Source organism: Hydrogenophaga luteola, assembly GCF_042648585.1.
Classification (GTDB): Bacteria; Pseudomonadota; Gammaproteobacteria; order Burkholderiales; family Burkholderiaceae_C; genus Hydrogenophaga; species Hydrogenophaga luteola.
Map to the genome: position 1 here is coordinate 401,563 of NZ_JBHRXX010000005.1, position 17,687 is coordinate 419,249.

Consider the following 17,687-nt stretch of genomic DNA (forward strand, 5'->3'; position numbering starts at 1 on the left):
CATGTCTGCCTCCTCCACCGCCTGTGTGCTGGTCGTCGACGACGAACCGGACCTGCGCACCCTGTACGAACTCACCCTGCTGCGCGAAGGCCACGAGGTGGTGCCGGCGTCCGACCTCGCCCAGGCACGGGAATGGCTGGGCCAGCGACGCTTCGATGTGCTGATCTCCGACATGCGCCTGCCCGACGGCCTGGGCCTGGAGCTGCTGCGCGAACTCGGCGAGCAACAGCGCACTGAAAGGACCATCGTGATCACCGCCTACGGCTCGGCCGAAAACGCGGTCGAGGCCCTCAAGAGCGGTGCCTTCGACTACCTGACCAAGCCGGTGGACCTCAAACAGCTGCGCGCAGCCGTGCAGGCGGCCCTGCACAGCCAGCGCCATCCGGCGGCCGGCGCGGCGCGCCGCGGAACGGCGAGCGAGACACAGCGCACCGCCCCCCCGCCACCGGCCGGCGTGCAGGCGTTGCGGCGCATCGTTGGTGCGTCGACGACCATGCAGCAGATCCGCCAGCGCATTGAAAAGGTCGCCACCAGCATGGCCCCGGTGCTGATCCTGGGCGAATCGGGCACCGGCAAGGAACTGGTGGCGCGGGCCGTGCACGAGTGCAGCCACCGTTCCGACGGCCCGTTCGTGGCCGTCAACTGTGGAGCGATCCCTGACAACCTCATCGAGGCCGAGTTCTTCGGCGCGCGCAAGGGCGCCTACACCGGTGCCAGCCACGACCGGGAAGGCTACTTCCAGGCCGCCAAGGGCGGTACGCTGTTCCTTGACGAAATCGGCGACCTGCCGCTGGGCATGCAGGCCAAGCTGCTGCGCGTGATCCAGGAGCGGCGCGTGCGCCCGCTGGGCGGCGTGCAGGAGGAAGCGGTCGATGTGCGTCTGGTCAGCGCCACCCACAAGGATCTGGCGACCCTGGTCCGAGACGGCGAGTTCCGGCAGGACCTGTTCTACAGGCTCAACGTGATCGGCCTGCGCACGCCACCGCTGCGGGAACGGCGGGAAGACCTGCTGTTGCTGGTCGATGCCCTGCTGCACCGCATCTGCAGCGAGGCCGGCCAGCCGATCCCCACGCTCACCGGCGACGCCCTCGCCTGGCTGCAGGCCCGCGAGCTGCCAGGCAACGTCCGCGAGCTCGAAAATCTGCTGCAGCGCGCGCTGGCGCTGAGCACTGGAAGCCAGCTGCAGGCGCAGGACTTCGCAGACCCGGACGACCCCACGGACACCGGCTTTGCAGACACCGCGGCGCGCAGCGCACACGCTGATGCCGCTGAAGCGCAGACCACCCAGCCAGACACCATCCCTGACGATCTGCAGAGCTACCTGGACGAGCAGGAGCGACAGGTCCTGCTCAAGGCGCTCAAGGAATGCGACTACAACCGCACGGCCGCGGCCAACCGCCTCGGGCTCAACCTGCGGCAGATCCGCTACCGCATCCAGCGCCTGGGCATCACCATGCCGTCCGACGATGACGACAGCACCAACTGAAACAGGCGACTGGTCGGGGGGCTGGCTTCGCACCGCGCAGCAGGTGGTCTCGCCAAACGCCAACGACCGCCCCGCAGGCGTCGTGGTCGACCTCATCGTCCTGCATTCGATCAGCCTGCCACCCGGACAGTACGGGGGACCGGAAGTCGAACAACTGTTCACCAACCAGCTCGACTGGTCGGGTCACCCGTACTTTGAGCAGATCCGGGGCCTGGAGGTCTCGGCGCATTTTTTTGTGCGCCGCGACGGGCAGGTGATGCAGTTCGTGGACGCGGACCGGCGTGCCTGGCACGCGGGGGTGTCGTGCTGGCGAGGCCGCGAGCGCTGCAACGACGACTCGATCGGTATTGAGCTCGAAGGCCTTGAAGGCCAGACCTTCGAGGACGTGCAGTACCGGGCGTTGACCGACCTGTGCCGGCATCTCGCCGGCCGCTACCCGATCGCCCACATCGCCGGACACGAGCACATCGCCCCGGGTCGCAAGCTCGACCCCGGCCCCGGTTTCGACTGGGCACGTCTGCAGCGCGGCCTGGCCTGGGACCCTCGGTGCTTTCCCGAGTGCGTGATCGCCACATTCGATCAGGCCCCCTCGTCCGCAGCCTGAACAGCGTTCTCCCTTGCAGCACATCTCCAGCAATCGCGCGGAGTTCCACACGAAATCCGCGGGAAATGCGCGCGCCTGCTTGATTCCGGCACCCGCACCACACACCGACGCCGCGTCACGCCGGACCTGAGCGAATCGCATGCCCGATGGCCCGTTTTTGTCTGACGAAAAAGGACACGCTTTTTCTCGACACACTACCGGTAGTGGCTTGAACCACCACCAGACACCAGATATAGTGTGCGCCGCACCAGCCGAACCATCGGCGCCACAACACAAACGAAAGAGGAACCATGCTGACCGCCACGCCCGTCGCCTCCCCCAACACCCCCCACATGCCCACCGGCAGCACTGGCTCCTCCGCCGAGCCCGCTGGCGCCTCCGTGCTCACCCAGTACCAGATCATCCGTCGCAACGGCGCGGTCGTGCCGTTCGAGCCGAGCAAGATCGCGGTGGCCATGATGAAGGCCTTCCTGGCGGTGCACGGCACCCAGGGCGCGGCGTCGGCCAGCGTGCGCGAGACTGTGGACGCACTGACCCAGACGGTGGTGCGCGCACTGATGCGCTCGCGCCCCGGCGGCGGCACCTTCCATATCGAGGACGTGCAGGACCATGTCGAACTGGGCCTGATGCGCGGTGGCCACCATGAGGTCGCCCGCGCCTACGTGCTGTACCGCGAGCGCCGGGCGCAGGAACGCGCCCACCAGGCCGAAGCGGCCAAGCCCGCCGAAGCCACGCTGCATGTGATGGACGGCGGTCAGCGTGTGCCGCTGGACATCGCGCGCCTGCAGGGTCTGATCGAGGCGGCCTGCGCCAACCTTGGCAAGGACGTCAAGGCCGACCCCATCGTGGCCGAGACCAAACGCAACCTGTACGACGGAGTGCCGATCGAGGAGGTCTACAAGGCCGCCATCCTGGCCGCCCGCACCCTGATCGAAAAAGACCCGGACTACACCTACGCCACCGCGCGCCTGCTGCTGCACACCGTGGTCAAGGAGGTGCTGGGCGAAGAGGTGCCGGCCGCACAGATGGGCGAGCGCTACGCCGACTACTTCCCGCAAGCGATCAAGAAGGGCGTGCAGAACGAGCTGCTGGACGAAAAGCTGCTGCAGTTCGACCTGACCCGCCTGGGCGCTGCGCTCAAGCCCGAGCGCGACCTGCAGTTCGACTACCTGGGCCTGCAGACCCTGTACGACCGCTACTTCCTGCACGTGCGCAAGAGCCGCATCGAGCTGCCGCAGACCTTCTTCATGCGCGTGGCCATGGGCCTGGCGCTCAACGAGATCGACCGCGAAGCCCGCGCCATCGAGTTTTACGAGGTGCTGTCCTCGTTCGACTTCATGTCGTCCACGCCCACCCTGTTCAACGCCGGCACGCTGCGCTCGCAGCTCTCCAGCTGCTACCTGACCACCGTGCCCGACGACCTGGACGGCATCTACGAATCGATCAAGGAAAACGCACTGCTGTCCAAATTCGCCGGCGGCCTGGGCAACGACTGGACCCGCGTGCGTGCGCTCGGCGCCCACATCAAGGGCACCAACGGCGAATCGCAGGGCGTCGTGCCCTTCCTGAAGGTGGTCAACGACACCGCCGTCGCGGTGAACCAGGGCGGCAAGCGCAAAGGCGCGGTCTGCACCTACCTGGAGACCTGGCACCTGGACATCGAAGAGTTCCTGGAGCTGCGCAAGAACACCGGCGACGACCGCCGCCGCACCCACGACATGAACACGGCGAACTGGATTCCCGACCTGTTCATGAAGCGCGTGATGGAAAAAGGCGAGTGGAGCCTGTTCTCGCCCAACAACGTGCCCGACCTGCACGACCTGTTCGGCGCCGACTTCGAGAAGGCCTACCTCGCTTATGAGGAGAAGGCGGCCCGCGGCGAGATCAAGCCCTACAAGAAGGTGTCGGCCACCGACCTCTGGCGCAAGATGCTCTCGATGCTGTTCGAGACCGGCCATCCCTGGATCACCTACAAGGACGCCTGCAACGTGCGCAGCCCGCAGCAGCACGCCGGCGTCGTGCACAGCTCCAACCTCTGCACCGAAATCACGCTCAACACCAGCGACACCGAAACCGCCGTCTGCAACCTGGGCTCGGTCAACCTGCACCGCCACCTCAGCAACGGCCAGCTTGACCACGCCAAGCTGCAGAAGACGATCAACACGGCGATGCGCATGCTCGACAACGTGATCGACATCAACTACTACGCGGTCAAGAAGGCGCGCGACTCCAACCTGCGCCACCGCCCGGTCGGTCTGGGCCTGATGGGCTTCCAGGACGCGCTGTACGAAATGCGCATTCCCTACGCCTCCAACGAGGCGGTTGAATTCGCCGACCGCTCGATGGAAGCGATCTGCTACTACGCCTACTGGGCCTCGACCGAACTGGCGCGCGAGCGCGGCCGCTACAGCAGCTACCGCGGCTCCCTGTGGGACCAGGGCATCCTGCCGCCCGACACGCTGGACCTGCTGGCGCGCGAGCGCGGCGGCTATGTGGATGTGGACCGCTCGGCCACGCTGGACTGGGACGCCCTGCGCAAGAAGATCGCAGCCGACGGCATGCGCAACTCCAACTGCGTGGCCATCGCGCCCACCGCGACCATCTCCAACATCATCGGCGTGGACGCCTCGATCGAGCCGTGCTTCGGCAACCTCTCGGTCAAGTCCAACCTGTCGGGCGAGTTCACCGTCATCAACAGCTACCTGGTCAAGGACCTCAAGCGCCTGGGTCTGTGGGACGACGTGATGGTGATGGACCTGAAGCACTTCGACGGTTCGCTGCGTCCCATCGACCGCGTGCCGCAGGACGTGAAAGCGCTCTACGCCACCGCGTTCGAGGTCGAACCGATGTGGCTGGTCGAAGCCGCGGCGCGCCGCCAGAAGTGGATCGACCAGGCGCAGAGCTTGAACATCTACATGGCCGGCGCCTCGGGCAAGAAGCTCGACGAGACCTACAAGCTCGCCTGGCTGCGCGGTCTCAAGACCACCTACTACCTGCGCACCACCTCGGCCACGCACGCTGAAAAATCCACGGGGCGCACCGGCCAGCTCAACGCGGTGTCGGCCCATGGTGGCGAACCCGCAATGAGCGCAGCACCTGCTGCGGCAATTGCCGCCGAGCCCGCGACCGACATCAAGTTCTGCGCGATCGACGACCCGGGCTGCGAAGCCTGCCAGTGATGCCTGCGCTCATGCGCGTGATGAAGCTGTCGCACCGTGTGCTTTTTCGATGCGACACCGCAACACAAAACATTCATCGCGCGCATGAGTCCTTTGCATTTCATGCCGACACTTCGATAATCCGCTGAATTGGACACCACCATGCTGACCTGGGACGAACAAGTCACTCCCTCCTCGAAGCCCGCTCTTCAAACATTGCCACCCACCTCATCGGGTGCGCAAGCCGCAGTGTCCTCCCCCGCTTCCTCTTCTTCTGCCGCCTCGCGCAGCAGCGAACAGCGCCGCGTGAACGTGGCCGACAAGCGCATCATCAACGGCCAGACCGACGTCAACCAATTGGTGCCGTTCAAATACAAATGGGCGTGGGAGAAGTACCTCGCCACCTGCGCGAATCACTGGATGCCGCAGGAAGTGAATATGAGCCGCGACATCGCGCTCTGGAAAGACCCGAACGGCCTGACAGAAGACGAGCGCCGCATCGTCAAGCGCAACCTCGGTTTCTTCGTGACCGCCGATTCGCTGGCCGCCAACAACATCACCCTGGGCACCTACCGCCACATCACGGCGCCCGAGTGCCGCCAGTTCCTGCTGCGCCAGGCGTTCGAAGAAGCCATCCATACCCACGCCTACCAGTACATCGTCGAGAGCCTGGGCTTGGATGAGGGCGAGATTTTCAACGCGTACCACGAGGTACAGTCCATCCGCAACAAGGACGAGTTCCTGATTCCGTTCATCGACGCGATCATGGACCCCAACTTCAAGACCGGTACGCCTGAGGCCGACCAGACGCTGCTCAAGTCGCTGATCGTGTTTGCGTGCCTGATGGAAGGCCTGTTCTTCTACGTCGGCTTCACGCAGATCCTCGCGCTGGGCCGTCAGAACAAGATGACCGGTGCCGCCGAGCAGTACCAGTACATCCTGCGCGACGAGTCCATGCATTGCAACTTCGGCATCGACCTGATCAACGCGATCAAGCTCGAGAACCCGATGCTCTGGACACCGCAGTTCAAGGCCGAGATCAAGGAGCTGTTCCTCAAGGCAGTGGATCTGGAGTATCAGTACGCCGAAGACACCATGCCGCGCGGCGTGCTGGGGCTCAACGCCTCCATGTTCAAGGGCTACCTTCGCTACATCGCCAACCGTCGAGCCACACAGATCGGCCTGGAGCCGCTGTTCCCGAACGAAGAGAACCCGTTCCCCTGGATGAGCGAGATGATCGATCTCAAGAAGGAACGCAATTTCTTCGAGACCCGCGTCATCGAATACCAGTCCGGCGGAGCGCTGTCCTGGGACTGATGCCTCATCTCATGTTCACCGAATCACAAAGCCCTGCCCCAGACGTTCCGGCGTCCGGGGCAGGGCTTTGTCACAGGATTCAAGGCCTTGGCGCCCTCCGTGGATGCATCCACGGCGCCAGGGCCCTGAATCACTTCCGCGGAGATCTGCCGCGCGAAGTGCTCTTTGCAACTTGATCAAGGAGAAAACAATGGCAACTGCGAAAAAAGCCCCGGCCAAAAAGGCCGCTGTGAAGAAGGCCGCCGCTCCGGCCAAGAAGGCCGCCCCGGCCAAGAAGGCTGCTGCGCCGAAGAAGGCCGCTCCGGCCAAGAAAGCTGCTGCGCCGAAGAAGGCCGCTCCGGCCAAGAAGGCTGCTGCGCCGAAGAAGGCCGCTCCGGCCAAGAAGGCTGCTGCACCGAAGAAGGCCGCTCCGGCCAAGAAGGCTGCTGCACCGAAGAAGGCCGCTCCGGCCAAGAAAGCCGCTGCCCCCAAGAAGGCCGCCGTCAAGAAGGCAGCCCCCGCAAAAAAAGCTGAGCCGGCCAAGAAGCCGGCAGCCCCTGCGGCACCTGCAGCGCAAACCAAGCTGAACCCTCAGGCTGCCTGGCCGTTCCCCACGTCCAGCAAGCCCTGAGTCATCCTTCGGGATGATTGACAAGCCCGGCGTGAAAACGCCGGGCTTTTTCATTGCAGCGCCCAGTCAGAGCGTGTAGTTCTGACCACCCCTGCTGGCGATCTTGGTGGCGCCAAGGCGGTTGCCCAGCTCTGCGCAGCGCTCCAGCGACCAGCCTTGCGACAGCCCGTGCAGCAGCGCGGCACGGAACGCGTCGCCACAACCGGTCGGGTCCACCACCGCGCTGGCCGGCACGCCGGCCACCCGGGTCTGGCGCCCTTCTGCATACACGTCACAGCCGTGCTCGGCCAGCGTCACGACCAGCCCCCGGACCTGACCGGCGATCTCCGACAAGCTCAGCCCCGTGCGGTCACTGAGCATCTTGCCTTCGTAGTCGTTGACCGCCACCCAGCTGGCCATCGATACGAAGTGGCGCAGCTCCTCGCCGTTGAACATCGGCAGGCCCTGACCGGGGTCGAACACGAAGGGAATGCCCGCATCGTGCAGCTGTTGCGCATGCTGCAGCATGGCGTCGCGACCATCGGGCGCGATGATCGCCAGACGGATGCCCGCATCGACCGGCACGCGTTTTTCATGGGCCTGCGACATGGCACCGGGATGGAACGCCGTGATCTGGTTGTTGTCGCGGTCGGTCATGATCATCGCCTGCGCGGTGTAGTTGTCCGCCGTCGTGCCGATGAAGCGCGTGTCCACGCCCAGGCCCTGCAGCCGCGACAGGTAGTCGTGCGCATCGTTGCCAACCATGGCCAGCGGCACCGCGTCAGACCCCAGTTGCCGCAGGCCGTAGGCGATGTTGCCGGCACAGCCACCGAACTCACGGCGCATGCCGGGCACCAGGAAGGACACGTTGAGGATGTGCAGCTGGCTGGGCAGGATCTGTTCGGCGAAACGACCTTCGAAGGTCATGATGGTGTCGAACGCCAGGGAGCCGCAGATGAGGATTGACATGATGAAAAAAAGAATGGATCAGGGATAGAACACCAGGGCCCGGTAGCCCGTCATGGAGGACACGCCGCTGTCGGCAATGGACAGCCGCAGGCTCATGGACACCGCACCTTTCGCTGGCAACACCTCGGGCGCGCCCGGCAGCTCCGCCGGAAGAAACACCCGCCGGACGATCACGTTGTCGCGGGTGTCGGTCAGGCTCAGTTCGAGCGCCGGCACCGCCAGCGGGAGCGCGGCGCTGTTCTTGAGCACCAGGTCGAAGGAATAGAAATTGCCCAGACGGCGCACCAGGTTGGAGCTGTCGATGGCCACCGCCTCGATGTCACGGGCCGGGCCGATGCTGCAGCCCAGCGGTCGGCACAGCGCGGTCAACAGAGGCATCGTGAACGGATACCGGGCCGCCAACCGATCTCGTTCGTGCACGCCCCACTGGGCCAGCAGCCCGGCCAACAGCGCGAAGCACCCCGCCACCAGGGACACACGCACTCCCGGTGACTGCCAGAAAGCCTTCCGCCGGGCTTGCAGGACGAAACTGGGTTCTGCCAGCACCGGCACATCGTCATCCGGCTCCGGTTCTGGCGCCAACGCAGGCGGCTGTGCCTCGACCACCGGAAGAGGCGCAGGAGGCAGCTGGCTCACCAGCGCCGCAGCGGCCTCTTTGGCGGACATCGGTTCAGGATCCGGGGGTGCGACGGGGATTGCGGAAGTCTGCTGGACATCGTCCTTGGCTTGCGCAGCAAACCGGCGCAACTCGTCGGAGAAGCCGTCGTCGACCTTTGCAGGAGCCGGCCCTGACGGCCGCCCATCGGTCGATGACCCCGGGTGCAGCAGCCATTCGCCATCCGTGTCGTCATGAGCAACAGGGACTGGTGGCTCCGAGATGACGGCGACGGAAGGGGTCGACACCTGCGCTGGCGCAGCCACCGGCTCTCCTTCGAGGAACAGCGTGGCATCGAACACATCGGAACAGTGCCCGCAACGCACCCAGCCGTCGGAGATCTTGAGCTGATCAGGAACGATCCGGAAGGTCGTTCCGCAAGCCGGACAGCGGGTGGTGAAACTCATGCGGCAATTATTGCAGGCACCCGCGCCGCGCCCTGCAGCGGAGGCGCTTCACGCCTTGTGGGCGGTCATGAGAATCCAGCCGTCTTCCTCGTCGCTCACGCTCAGATGCACCCAGGGCGCATAAGCCTCGCGCAGCTCGTCCTCCTGACGCGCCAGGATGCCGGCCAGCACCAGATGCCCACCCGCCTTCACGCGCTCGCACAACAAAGGCGCGAGCACCTTGAGCGGCGTGGCCAGGATGTTGGCCAGCACGACATCGAAATGCCCGTCTACCGCGTCGGGCAAGCCGGTGCGCAGAACCACGCTGTTGGCATCGGCGTTGAGCCGCGTGGACTCGACGGCGGCCGGATCGATGTCGACCGCCACGATGGGTTCGGCGCCGAACTTGGCCGCGCCGATGGCCAGGATGCCCGAGCCGCAACCGTAGTCGAGCACGCGCTGACCCCGCGGCGCATGGGCAGCGATCCAGCGCAGGCACATGCGGGTGGTCGGGTGGGTGCCCGTGCCGAAGGCCAGGCCGGGGTCGAGCCGGATCACCCGCTGCGCGGCGGCAGGCGGTTCGTGCCAGGTCGGCACGATCCAGAATGTCGGCGTGATCTCGACCGGATCGAATTGCGACTGGGTCAGGCGCACCCAGTCCTGGTCCGCCACGGCGCGCACGCCCATCACCTGTGAGCCCTCGAAGAAGTCCTGCGGCAGCAGCAACTCCGCGGCCTCTCGCGCCGCCGCTTCGTCAGGAAACAGCGCGACCACGCGCGAGCGGTTCCAGCCTTCCTTGGGTGGCGGCATGCCGGGTTCACCGAACAGCGCCTGCTCGGCCGGGGTCAGCGCATCGGCATCCTCGACCGAGACGCTCAGCGCGTCCAGCGCCACCAGCGCATCGCCAACCGGCTCGACGCCGGCCTCGGGGACCAGCAGCACCAGCTCGTACAGCGACAGGTCAGCGCTCACGCTGCGACAGCCACTCTTCGAGGTAGTGGATGTTGGTGCCGCCAGCCACGAAGCTGGCGTCGACCATCAGCTCGCGGTGCAGCGGGATGTTGGTCTTGATGCCCTCGACCACACACTCGGACAAGGCGGTGCGCATGCGCGCCAGCGCCTGTTCGCGCGTGTCGCCGTGCACGATGATCTTGCCGATCATCGAGTCGTAGTTGGGCGGCACGAAGTAGTTGGTGTAGGCGTGCGAGTCCACACGCACACCCGGCCCGCCGGGCATGTGCCAGGTGGTGATGCGCCCAGGCGACGGGGTGAACTTGTAGGGGTCTTCCGCGTTGACACGGCACTCGATGGCGTGGCCCTTGAGCTGGATCTGACGCTGGGTGAACGGCAGCTTCTCGCCGGCTGCGACCGCGATCTGGGTGCGCACGATGTCCACGCCCGAAATCCACTCGGTCACCGGGTGCTCCACCTGCACGCGGGTGTTCATCTCGATGAAGTAGAACTCGCCGTTTTCGTACAGGAACTCGAAGGTGCCCGCACCGCGGTAACCGATCTTCTTGCACGCAGCGGCGCAACGGTCACCGATCTTCTCGATCAGGCGACGCGGGATGCCCGGCGCCGGCGCCTCCTCGATCACCTTCTGGTGGCGCCGCTGCATCGAGCAGTCGCGCTCACCCAAGTAGACCGCATTGCGGTGCGTGTCGGCCAGCACCTGGATCTCGATGTGCCGGGGGTTCTGGAGAAACTTCTCCATGTACACCTCGGGGTTACCGAAGGCCGCCGCGGCCTCCGCCTTGGTGGTCTGCACCGCATGGATCAGCGCAGCTTCGGTGTGCACCACGCGCATGCCGCGACCGCCGCCGCCCCCTGCCGCCTTGATGATCACCGGGTAGCCCACCGCCTTGGCGGTCTTCTTGATCACGGCCGGATCGTCCGGCAGCGCACCTTCGGACCCAGGCACGCAGGGTACGCCCGCGCGGATCATGGCCTGCTTGGCTGAGACCTTGTCGCCCATGATGCGGATGGACTCGGGGGTCGGGCCGATGAAGGTGAAACCGCTGCGCTCGACGCGTTCGGCAAAATCGGCGTTCTCCGACAGGAAGCCGTAGCCCGGGTGGATCGCTTCTGCGTCCGTGACCTCGGCGGCCGAAATGATGGCCGGCATGCTGAGGTAACTCTGGCCCGACGGCGCCGGGCCAATGCAGACCGCCTCGTCGGCCAGCCGAACGTACTTGGCGTCTCGATCGGCCTCGGAATACACCATCACGGCCTTGATGCCCATCTCGCGGCAGGCGCGCTGCACACGCAGGGCGATTTCGCCGCGGTTGGCGATGAGGATTTTCTTGAACATGGGGCGAAGATCCCCTTATTCGATGATGAACAGCGGCTGGCCGTATTCCACCGCCTGGCCGTTCTCGACCAGGATCTGCGTGATGGTGCCGCTCTTGTCGGCCTCGATCTCGTTGAGGATCTTCATGGCCTCGACGATGCAGATGGTCTCGCCTTCCTTGATGGTCTGCCCGATCTCGGCAAAGGGCTTGGCACCAGGACTGGACGCGCGGTAGAAGGTGCCGACCATGGGCGATTTGACAGTGTGTCCAACCTGAGCCGGCGCGGCGGCAGGAGCCGCCGCAGACGCAGCATCGGCCACAGCCTGCACCACGGGGGGCGCGACCGCAGCCACGGGCGCTGCGGCGACAACCTGGGCCACTGCGGCCGCTGGAGCACTCTTGACGATCCTCACCTTGCCTTCGGCTTCGGTGATTTCCAGTTCGGACACGTTCGACTCGGACACCAGGTCGATCAGTGTCTTCAGTTTTCTAAGATCCATGATTTCTCCAACGAATTGCAGTCAAGTTGGTCAAACTTCGCTTATTTTCAATCAAACGAAGCGCTGCCGACTTGCCGGGGTGCGCAGTGTACACGAGGTGGATCACACTGGAAGCGCCGTTCGTCACGCCCCAAGAAGCGGGTAGCGTCCCGCGGCTGGCACGCAAACTGGTCCAAGTTGGCGGGACTTTAACCGTTTTTTAATTCTGTTCGCAACGTTTGACCGGCAACACCGGTGCTGCAGCGGAGTCAGCCCAGCCGGGCCCACTGTGCCAGCTCTTCGGCACTGACTTTGCCCAGCTTGCGATGCAGCGTCGCCCCGTCTGCACCAAACACCACGCTGAACGGCAAGGCCCCGCTGGGGTTGCCCAGGCTCCGGGCCAGGTCAGTGCCGGCAAAGCCGGCCAGCGCCACGGGAAAGTCCAGGGGCAGCCGGGACAGAAACCTCGACACCGGTGCGGACTGGTCCACTGCCAACCCCAGCACCTGCCAACCACGGGCCGAGTGCTCCCGGTAGAAGGCGTTGATGAGCGGCAGTTCCTCCACACAAGGCGGGCACCAGGTGGCCCAGAAGTTCACGATCAGAGGACGCCCCTTGAAGTTCGCCATGGGCACCGGAGCGCCTGCCACATCAGGAAACGCGCTCGCCCAGAACTGGGTTTCGGCCTCACCAAGCACAGGCCCAGGACGCAGCCGCCACCAGGCCACACCCGCACCAGCCGCGGCAGCGGCTGCACCCAGCCCCCCCATCAACAGGGTCCGGCGGTTCATGCTACTCCCCTCTGTGGGCCTGGGGCGTCGGCCAGCAAGCTCCTCACCTCCTGTGCATCACCCCGGGGCCTCCGCCCCTGTGCGTCGGGCTTGAGCGCGCCGCGCAGAGCGTCGTGGTCAAGTACCAGCAGGTGCAGGAGCACCCATTGTTCCAGTGCCTCGCAGCGCAGCCTCAGCGTGAGGGCCTCGACCGGCTCGCCTTGGGCATCGCTGGCCGCTGTCCCTGGGTGGTACTCCACACGGTGATCCAGCAGCGCCCATTCCGCCGACTTCGGATCGTCACAGTACAGCTGCACATAGATGTCGCTTTGGCGGGTGGCGGTTCCATGCCAGACCGCTCCGCACAGATGCGGCCTGAAAGCGGCCAACCGATCCATCCACACCAGCGCCAGCTCACGCAGCTCACGCAGCTCGGCGGGCTGGGTGTCGGCGCAGAAGATGGCAATGTGCTCGCGCACCGCCTCTTCCAGCATCTGGTTGTCGGGCCAGGGGGTGCGCGAAGGCGGAAGACCGAGCTGCTTGGCCGCGCGCCGCTTGGCTGCCGCGTATTCCAGACCCTCGTCGACCACCAGGCGCGCCGCCACCGAGGCAATCTCGGCGGACGTGTCGGTGCGGAAGCTGTCCATGGCCCGCGATTGTGCACGGGTGGCCCCCTAGAATCGCCGGATGCACATTCATATCCTGGGCATTTGCGGCACATTCATGGGCGGTCTGGCCGCACTCGCACGCGAAGCTGGCCACCGCGTCACGGGCTGCGATGCTGGGGTCTATCCCCCCATGAGCGACCAGCTGCGTGCGTTGGGCATCGACCTGATCGAGGGGTTCTCTGCCGACCAGATGGCGCTGGCCCCGGACATGTACGTGGTCGGCAACGTGGTCAGCCGCGCCCGACTGGCCGACGGCAGCCCGAAGTTCCCACTGATGGAGGCCATTCTGGAATCGGGCGCCCCCTATACCAGCGGCCCGCAGTGGCTGGCCGAACATGTTCTACAGGGACGCCATGTGCTGGCCGTCGCCGGCACACACGGCAAGACCACCACGACCTCGATGCTGGCCTGGATCCTGGAAGCCAACGGCCTGGAGCCCGGCTTCCTGGTGGGCGGTGTGCCGATGAACTTCGGCGTCTCGGCGAGGCTGGGCGGCGGGGCGCCTGTGCGCTCAGCGCAGGTAAACGAGGAGCCCGCGCAGCGGGCGGGGGACACGGAGCTGAGCGCACAGGAGCCCCGCCGCCCACTCTTCGTCATTGAAGCCGACGAATACGACACTGCATTCTTCGACAAGCGCAGCAAGTTCGTGCATTACCGCCCGCGCACGGCCATCCTGAACAACCTCGAGTTCGACCACGCCGACATTTTCGACAACCTGGCCGCGATCGAGCGGCAGTTCCACCACATGGTGCGCACCGTGCCCGGCAGCGGCCGGCTGGTCGTCAACGGCCTCGAAGAAAGCCTGGACCGGGTGCTGCACATGGGGCAATGGAGCGAGGTGCGCAGCTTCGGTTCCACCGTCAGCGACTTCAGCGCGGTCGGCGAGCCCCACGCCTTCGACGTACTCGAACGCGGCCAGGTAATGGCCCGGGTGGAGTGGGCACTTACTGGAGAGCACAACCAACTGAATGCCTTGGCAGCCATTGCCGCTGCACAGCACGTGGGGGTGTCACCGTCCGACGCGGCGAAGGCCTTGGGCCAGTTCCAGAACGTGCGACGGCGCATGGAAGTCCGTGGCACTGCGGCCCGTGAAGGCGGCGCCATCACCGTCTACGACGACTTCGCCCACCACCCCACCGCCATCCGCACCACGCTGGACGGGCTGCGCCGGCGTCTGGGTCCAGCGGGGGGGCGCATCCTGGCGGTGTTCGAGCCGCGCAGCAACACGATGAAGCTGGGCACGATGAAGTCGCAACTGCCCTGGAGCCTTGAACAGGCTGACCTCGCGTTCTGCCACTCAGGCGGGCTGGACTGGGATGCGCGCGAGGCGCTGGCGCAGATGGGTGGACGTGCCTCGGTCGCCCCGACCATCGATGAGCTGGTGCAACAGGTGACCTCGGCCGCCAAGGCCGGGGACCACATCGTCTGCATGAGCAACGGCGGCTTCGGCGGCATCCACACCCGCCTGCTCACGGCCCTGGGGTCAACGGCTCAGTAACCGACCGACATGGTGCCCAGGTCGACCGTGACGGTCGGCTTGGCGAGAGCGGCGCTACTGGCGCGAGCAAATTCCATCGCCCATTCTCGATGTGCGACATCACGGAAGCGGTCCTGCCCGGCCGCCTGCGCCACACTGAGCACCTTGTCGGCCGTGAGCACCTTGCCGGTGAGGCGGATGGGCTCGCAGTCGAATGCCGTGAACTGCTGGTCCAGCCAGGCGCGCGCCTGGTCGTGCGGCATGGGCTGGACCTCTTCAAGGTCGAAGCGGTAGGTGGCGGGTTCGCCCCAGGTCACGATGACTTGGCTGCGCATGGGAATACTCCTGACGGCTAGGGATGAACACAGCGGCCCGGAAACCGGGCCTCTTCTTACATTCTCATTGTGCGCCCGTCGACACACGCAGTGGCGAATGAACCGCCTGGCGCAGGAGGCTGGACGGCGCCACCGAGTCCGGGTTGTGCTGACGCGAGGACGGGTCGGCGTCGACATGGTCAAACCGCAGGGCCACCATCGAGCGCCGGTTGTCTCTTTCGGCCCGGCGGGCACTGTCCACATCGGTCGTCAGCGCACCTCCGTGGTACAGCGCCGCCAAGTGGCGCGCCAGGTGCGGATCCGACGCCGAGGTCCGCTCACGCAACTGGGCGAACGTGGCCGGCCGCTCCATCAGTTCGCGCATCAGCACCAGGTGGAACTCGCCGAACCAGTGCGCCGGCAGGCGCGGCACCCGGCGCAGGTACAGACTCTGCTCGCGGTACCGGTGGGGCAACACGTCGCGCCGGGTTCGCACCGCGTAGTTCCACATCACGCGGTGCAGAGGAAGACGAATGAACGACGGCGGCACCTCCAGCGACAGCTTGGCACCGAAGGTCCAATCAGCCATCGCCAGGTCAACCGGACGAGCCGGAATCAGCAGGGACGCCTGCCAGCGTTGAATGTCGATGACCGCCAGCAGCCGGTCAGCCGCCGAGAGGTGGACCACACCACCGGCACGCATCTGATCCATGTGGTCGTATATCCGCGCGCCGAGGGCAAACTGGGTGCGCAGGGGTCGCAGCCAGGCCTCAAAACGCTGCAGGCGCTGGCGCACACTGCTTTCACTCTCGGCTTCGAAAAACTCCGCCGACGCAAACCCTTCGGGCAGTGGGGTAGCAAACGCCAGCGGCCGGTCGACCTCGGCGCGATTGAGGGTCAGGCGCTCACCGCTGCCGTGGGGATGACGGATCACCAGTTCGTCGCGACCGAGCACGTCTACGGCATCGCCAGCGATCATCCAGGCGTCAGCCAGGTGTGGATCGCAAGTGCGCCACTGGGGCCAACCGGCAGGCGTCTGGGCCGCCCACTCCTGCAGGCGCAGTCCCACTGCATCGGAAAAACCCAACAATCCCAGACCCAGAACTGGCTGCTCCAAACACACCCCCTGTGGCTTGCCACCCAAGCCCGCGCAGCGCCCACGATGCGCACCGCGTGCTGCTCACATTAGACCATCGTCCTCATAGGCGGACACACCCGTTGGCGACAGGGTCCTGTGAGCTTTGCCAGGAACGGACTGTCAGCGTGCGGTCCGCCGGCGAGCCACCGCCTGGGAAAGGATTTCCAGCGCCTGCACCGAATCGCCCCAGCCCAGGCAGGCGTCGGTGATGCTCTGTCCGTAGGCCAGTTTGTTCACGTCGTCCTTGCCCGGCGTGAATTTCTGGGCGCCGGCCTCAATGTGGCTTTCGATCATCACCCCGAACACACTCCGGCTGCCAGCGGCCATCTGCCCACCGATGTCGCGCGCCACCTCCAGTTGCTTCTCGTGCTGCTTGCTGCTGTTGGCGTGGCTGCAATCCACCATCAGGCGCGGCGTCAGCTTGGCGGCTTCCAGCTCCTTGACGGCCGCAGCCACACTCGCGGCGTCGTAATTGGGTGCCTTGCCCCCGCGCAGGATGACGTGGCAATCCTTGTTGCCATTGGTTTGCACGATGGCGACCTGGCCGTTCTTGTGCACCGACAGGAAGTGGTGGCCGCGCGCGGCCGCCTGGATGGCGTCGGTAGCGATCTTGATGTTGCCGTCGGTGCCGTTCTTGAAGCCGATCGGCGCCGACAGGCCGGATGCCAGCTCACGGTGCACCTGGCTTTCCGTGGTGCGCGCGCCGATGGCGCCCCAGCTGATCAGATCACCGATGTACTGCGGGCTGATCACGTCCAGGAATTCGCTGCCCGCCGGCAGGCCCTGGCGGTTGATCTCGATCAGCAGCTGGCGCGCGATGCGCAGGCCTTCGTCGATGCGGTAGCTTTCGTCCAGGTAAGGGTCGTTGATCAGACCCTTCCAGCCCACCGTGGTGCGCGGCTTCTCGAAATACACCCGCATCACGATCTCCAGCGTGTCGGCGTACTGCTCGCGCAGCGGCTTGAGGCGGCGCGCGTAGTCCAGCGCAGCGGCCGGGTCGTGGATCGAGCAGGGGCCGATGATGACCAGCAGGCGGTCGTCCTGGCCGTGCAGGATGTCGTGAATGCGGCTGCGGGTCTGCTTGATCAGGGTCTCGACCGGCGTGCCGGCGATGGGGAAGAAGCGGATGAGGTGTTCGGGCGGCGGGAGCACAGTGATGTCCTTGATGCGCTGGTCGTCGGTCTGGCTGGTCTTGTCGGCAGGCCGCGCATACCAGGCATCGCTGGCGGCAGTGGTCTTGGCGTTCATCGAAAGCTCCTCGCAGGTTGGAAGGTGAAAGGCTGAAAAAAAACCGCCGGGCTGTGGGCCCGGCGGTTTCGGAGGTTTTGGGTTGCTTGGCGCGCTTACACCCTTGCCTCTCGTCCGCCGGGGACAGAGAACCAAAAG

16 protein-coding genes are annotated in these 17,687 nt (G+C 65.7%); 6 read left to right on the forward strand and 10 right to left on the reverse strand.

The window, feature by feature from the left end; translation table 11 throughout:
* The first annotated feature begins 1 nt into the window (after position 1).
* The 5 genes from ACFOPI_RS12005 to ACFOPI_RS12025 all read left to right on the forward strand — a co-directional run bounded on the left by ACFOPI_RS12005 (position 2) and on the right by ACFOPI_RS12025 (position 7,175).
* Complete coding sequence (locus ACFOPI_RS12005; RefSeq protein ID WP_382174126.1) at positions 2-1,486, forward strand: sigma-54-dependent transcriptional regulator; 1,485 nt, start codon at positions 2-4, stop codon at positions 1,484-1,486.
* Entirely contained in the window at positions 1,467-2,090 is a 624-nt protein-coding gene (ampD, locus tag ACFOPI_RS12010) for a 1,6-anhydro-N-acetylmuramyl-L-alanine amidase AmpD (RefSeq protein WP_382174128.1), read from the forward strand. The genes ACFOPI_RS12005 and ampD overlap by 20 nt, the downstream gene beginning before the upstream one ends.
* A 332-nt stretch (positions 2,091-2,422) precedes the next feature.
* Entirely contained in the window at positions 2,423-5,269 is a 2,847-nt protein-coding gene (locus ACFOPI_RS12015) for a ribonucleoside-diphosphate reductase subunit alpha (protein WP_382174938.1), read from the forward strand.
* A 141-nt stretch (positions 5,270-5,410) separates the two neighbouring features.
* Positions 5,411-6,565, forward strand: coding sequence for a ribonucleotide-diphosphate reductase subunit beta (locus ACFOPI_RS12020; protein ID WP_382174130.1), 1,155 nt, complete (start codon positions 5,411-5,413; stop codon positions 6,563-6,565).
* Between the two features lie 103 nt (positions 6,566-6,668).
* Positions 6,669-7,175, forward strand: coding sequence for a histone (locus ACFOPI_RS12025; protein ID WP_382174132.1), 507 nt, complete (start codon positions 6,669-6,671; stop codon positions 7,173-7,175).
* A 66-nt stretch (positions 7,176-7,241) separates the two neighbouring features.
* Here ACFOPI_RS12025 and ACFOPI_RS12030 read toward each other — a convergent pair whose 3' ends face one another.
* The 7 genes from ACFOPI_RS12030 to ACFOPI_RS12060 form a co-directional block, all read right to left on the reverse strand.
* Positions 7,242-8,123, reverse strand: coding sequence for a carbohydrate kinase family protein (locus ACFOPI_RS12030; protein WP_382174133.1), 882 nt, complete (start codon positions 8,121-8,123; stop codon positions 7,242-7,244).
* 18 nt (positions 8,124-8,141) lie between these two features.
* A complete protein-coding gene (locus tag ACFOPI_RS12035) occupies positions 8,142-9,185 on the reverse strand; it encodes a zinc-ribbon and DUF3426 domain-containing protein (protein ID WP_382174135.1) in 1,044 nt (347 codons plus the stop codon).
* 48 nt (positions 9,186-9,233) lie between these two features.
* A complete protein-coding gene (prmA, locus tag ACFOPI_RS12040) occupies positions 9,234-10,118 on the reverse strand; it encodes a 50S ribosomal protein L11 methyltransferase (protein ID WP_382174940.1) in 885 nt (294 codons plus the stop codon).
* A 7-nt stretch (positions 10,119-10,125) separates the two neighbouring features.
* Complete coding sequence (gene accC / locus ACFOPI_RS12045) at positions 10,126-11,475, reverse strand: acetyl-CoA carboxylase biotin carboxylase subunit (RefSeq protein WP_382174137.1); 1,350 nt, start codon at positions 11,473-11,475, stop codon at positions 10,126-10,128.
* Positions 11,476-11,490: 15 nt separating this feature from the next.
* Positions 11,491-11,955, reverse strand: coding sequence for an acetyl-CoA carboxylase biotin carboxyl carrier protein (accB, locus tag ACFOPI_RS12050; RefSeq protein WP_382174139.1), 465 nt, complete (start codon positions 11,953-11,955; stop codon positions 11,491-11,493).
* Between the two features lie 248 nt (positions 11,956-12,203).
* The gene (locus ACFOPI_RS12055; RefSeq protein WP_382174141.1) at positions 12,204-12,725 is read right to left on the reverse strand and encodes a TlpA family protein disulfide reductase; all 522 of its coding nucleotides are present in this window, start codon (positions 12,723-12,725) and stop codon (positions 12,204-12,206) included.
* Positions 12,722-13,351, reverse strand: a complete 630-nt coding sequence (locus ACFOPI_RS12060; RefSeq protein WP_382174143.1) for a hypothetical protein — start codon at positions 13,349-13,351, stop codon at positions 12,722-12,724. The genes ACFOPI_RS12055 and ACFOPI_RS12060 overlap by 4 nt, the downstream gene beginning before the upstream one ends.
* A gap of 40 nt (positions 13,352-13,391) precedes the next feature.
* Here ACFOPI_RS12060 and mpl point away from each other — a divergent pair, with 40 nt between their 5' ends.
* Positions 13,392-14,870, forward strand: a complete 1,479-nt coding sequence (gene mpl / locus ACFOPI_RS12065) for a UDP-N-acetylmuramate:L-alanyl-gamma-D-glutamyl-meso-diaminopimelate ligase (protein ID WP_382174144.1) — start codon at positions 13,392-13,394, stop codon at positions 14,868-14,870.
* Here mpl and ACFOPI_RS12070 read toward each other — a convergent pair.
* The 3 genes from ACFOPI_RS12070 to ACFOPI_RS12080 form a co-directional block, all read right to left on the reverse strand.
* Complete coding sequence (locus ACFOPI_RS12070; RefSeq protein ID WP_382174146.1) at positions 14,864-15,184, reverse strand: hypothetical protein; 321 nt, start codon at positions 15,182-15,184, stop codon at positions 14,864-14,866. The two genes, mpl and ACFOPI_RS12070, sit on opposite strands and share 7 nt — an antisense overlap.
* A gap of 64 nt (positions 15,185-15,248) precedes the next feature.
* On the reverse strand, positions 15,249-16,142 hold the full coding sequence (locus ACFOPI_RS12075; protein ID WP_382174148.1) for a hypothetical protein: 894 nt from the start codon (positions 16,140-16,142) through the stop codon (positions 15,249-15,251).
* Between the two features lie 279 nt (positions 16,143-16,421).
* Positions 16,422-17,549 (reverse strand): 3-deoxy-7-phosphoheptulonate synthase, encoded by a 1,128-nt coding sequence (locus ACFOPI_RS12080; RefSeq protein ID WP_382174150.1) that lies wholly within the window; start codon positions 17,547-17,549, stop codon positions 16,422-16,424.
* Between the last annotated feature and the right edge of the window lie 138 nt (positions 17,550-17,687).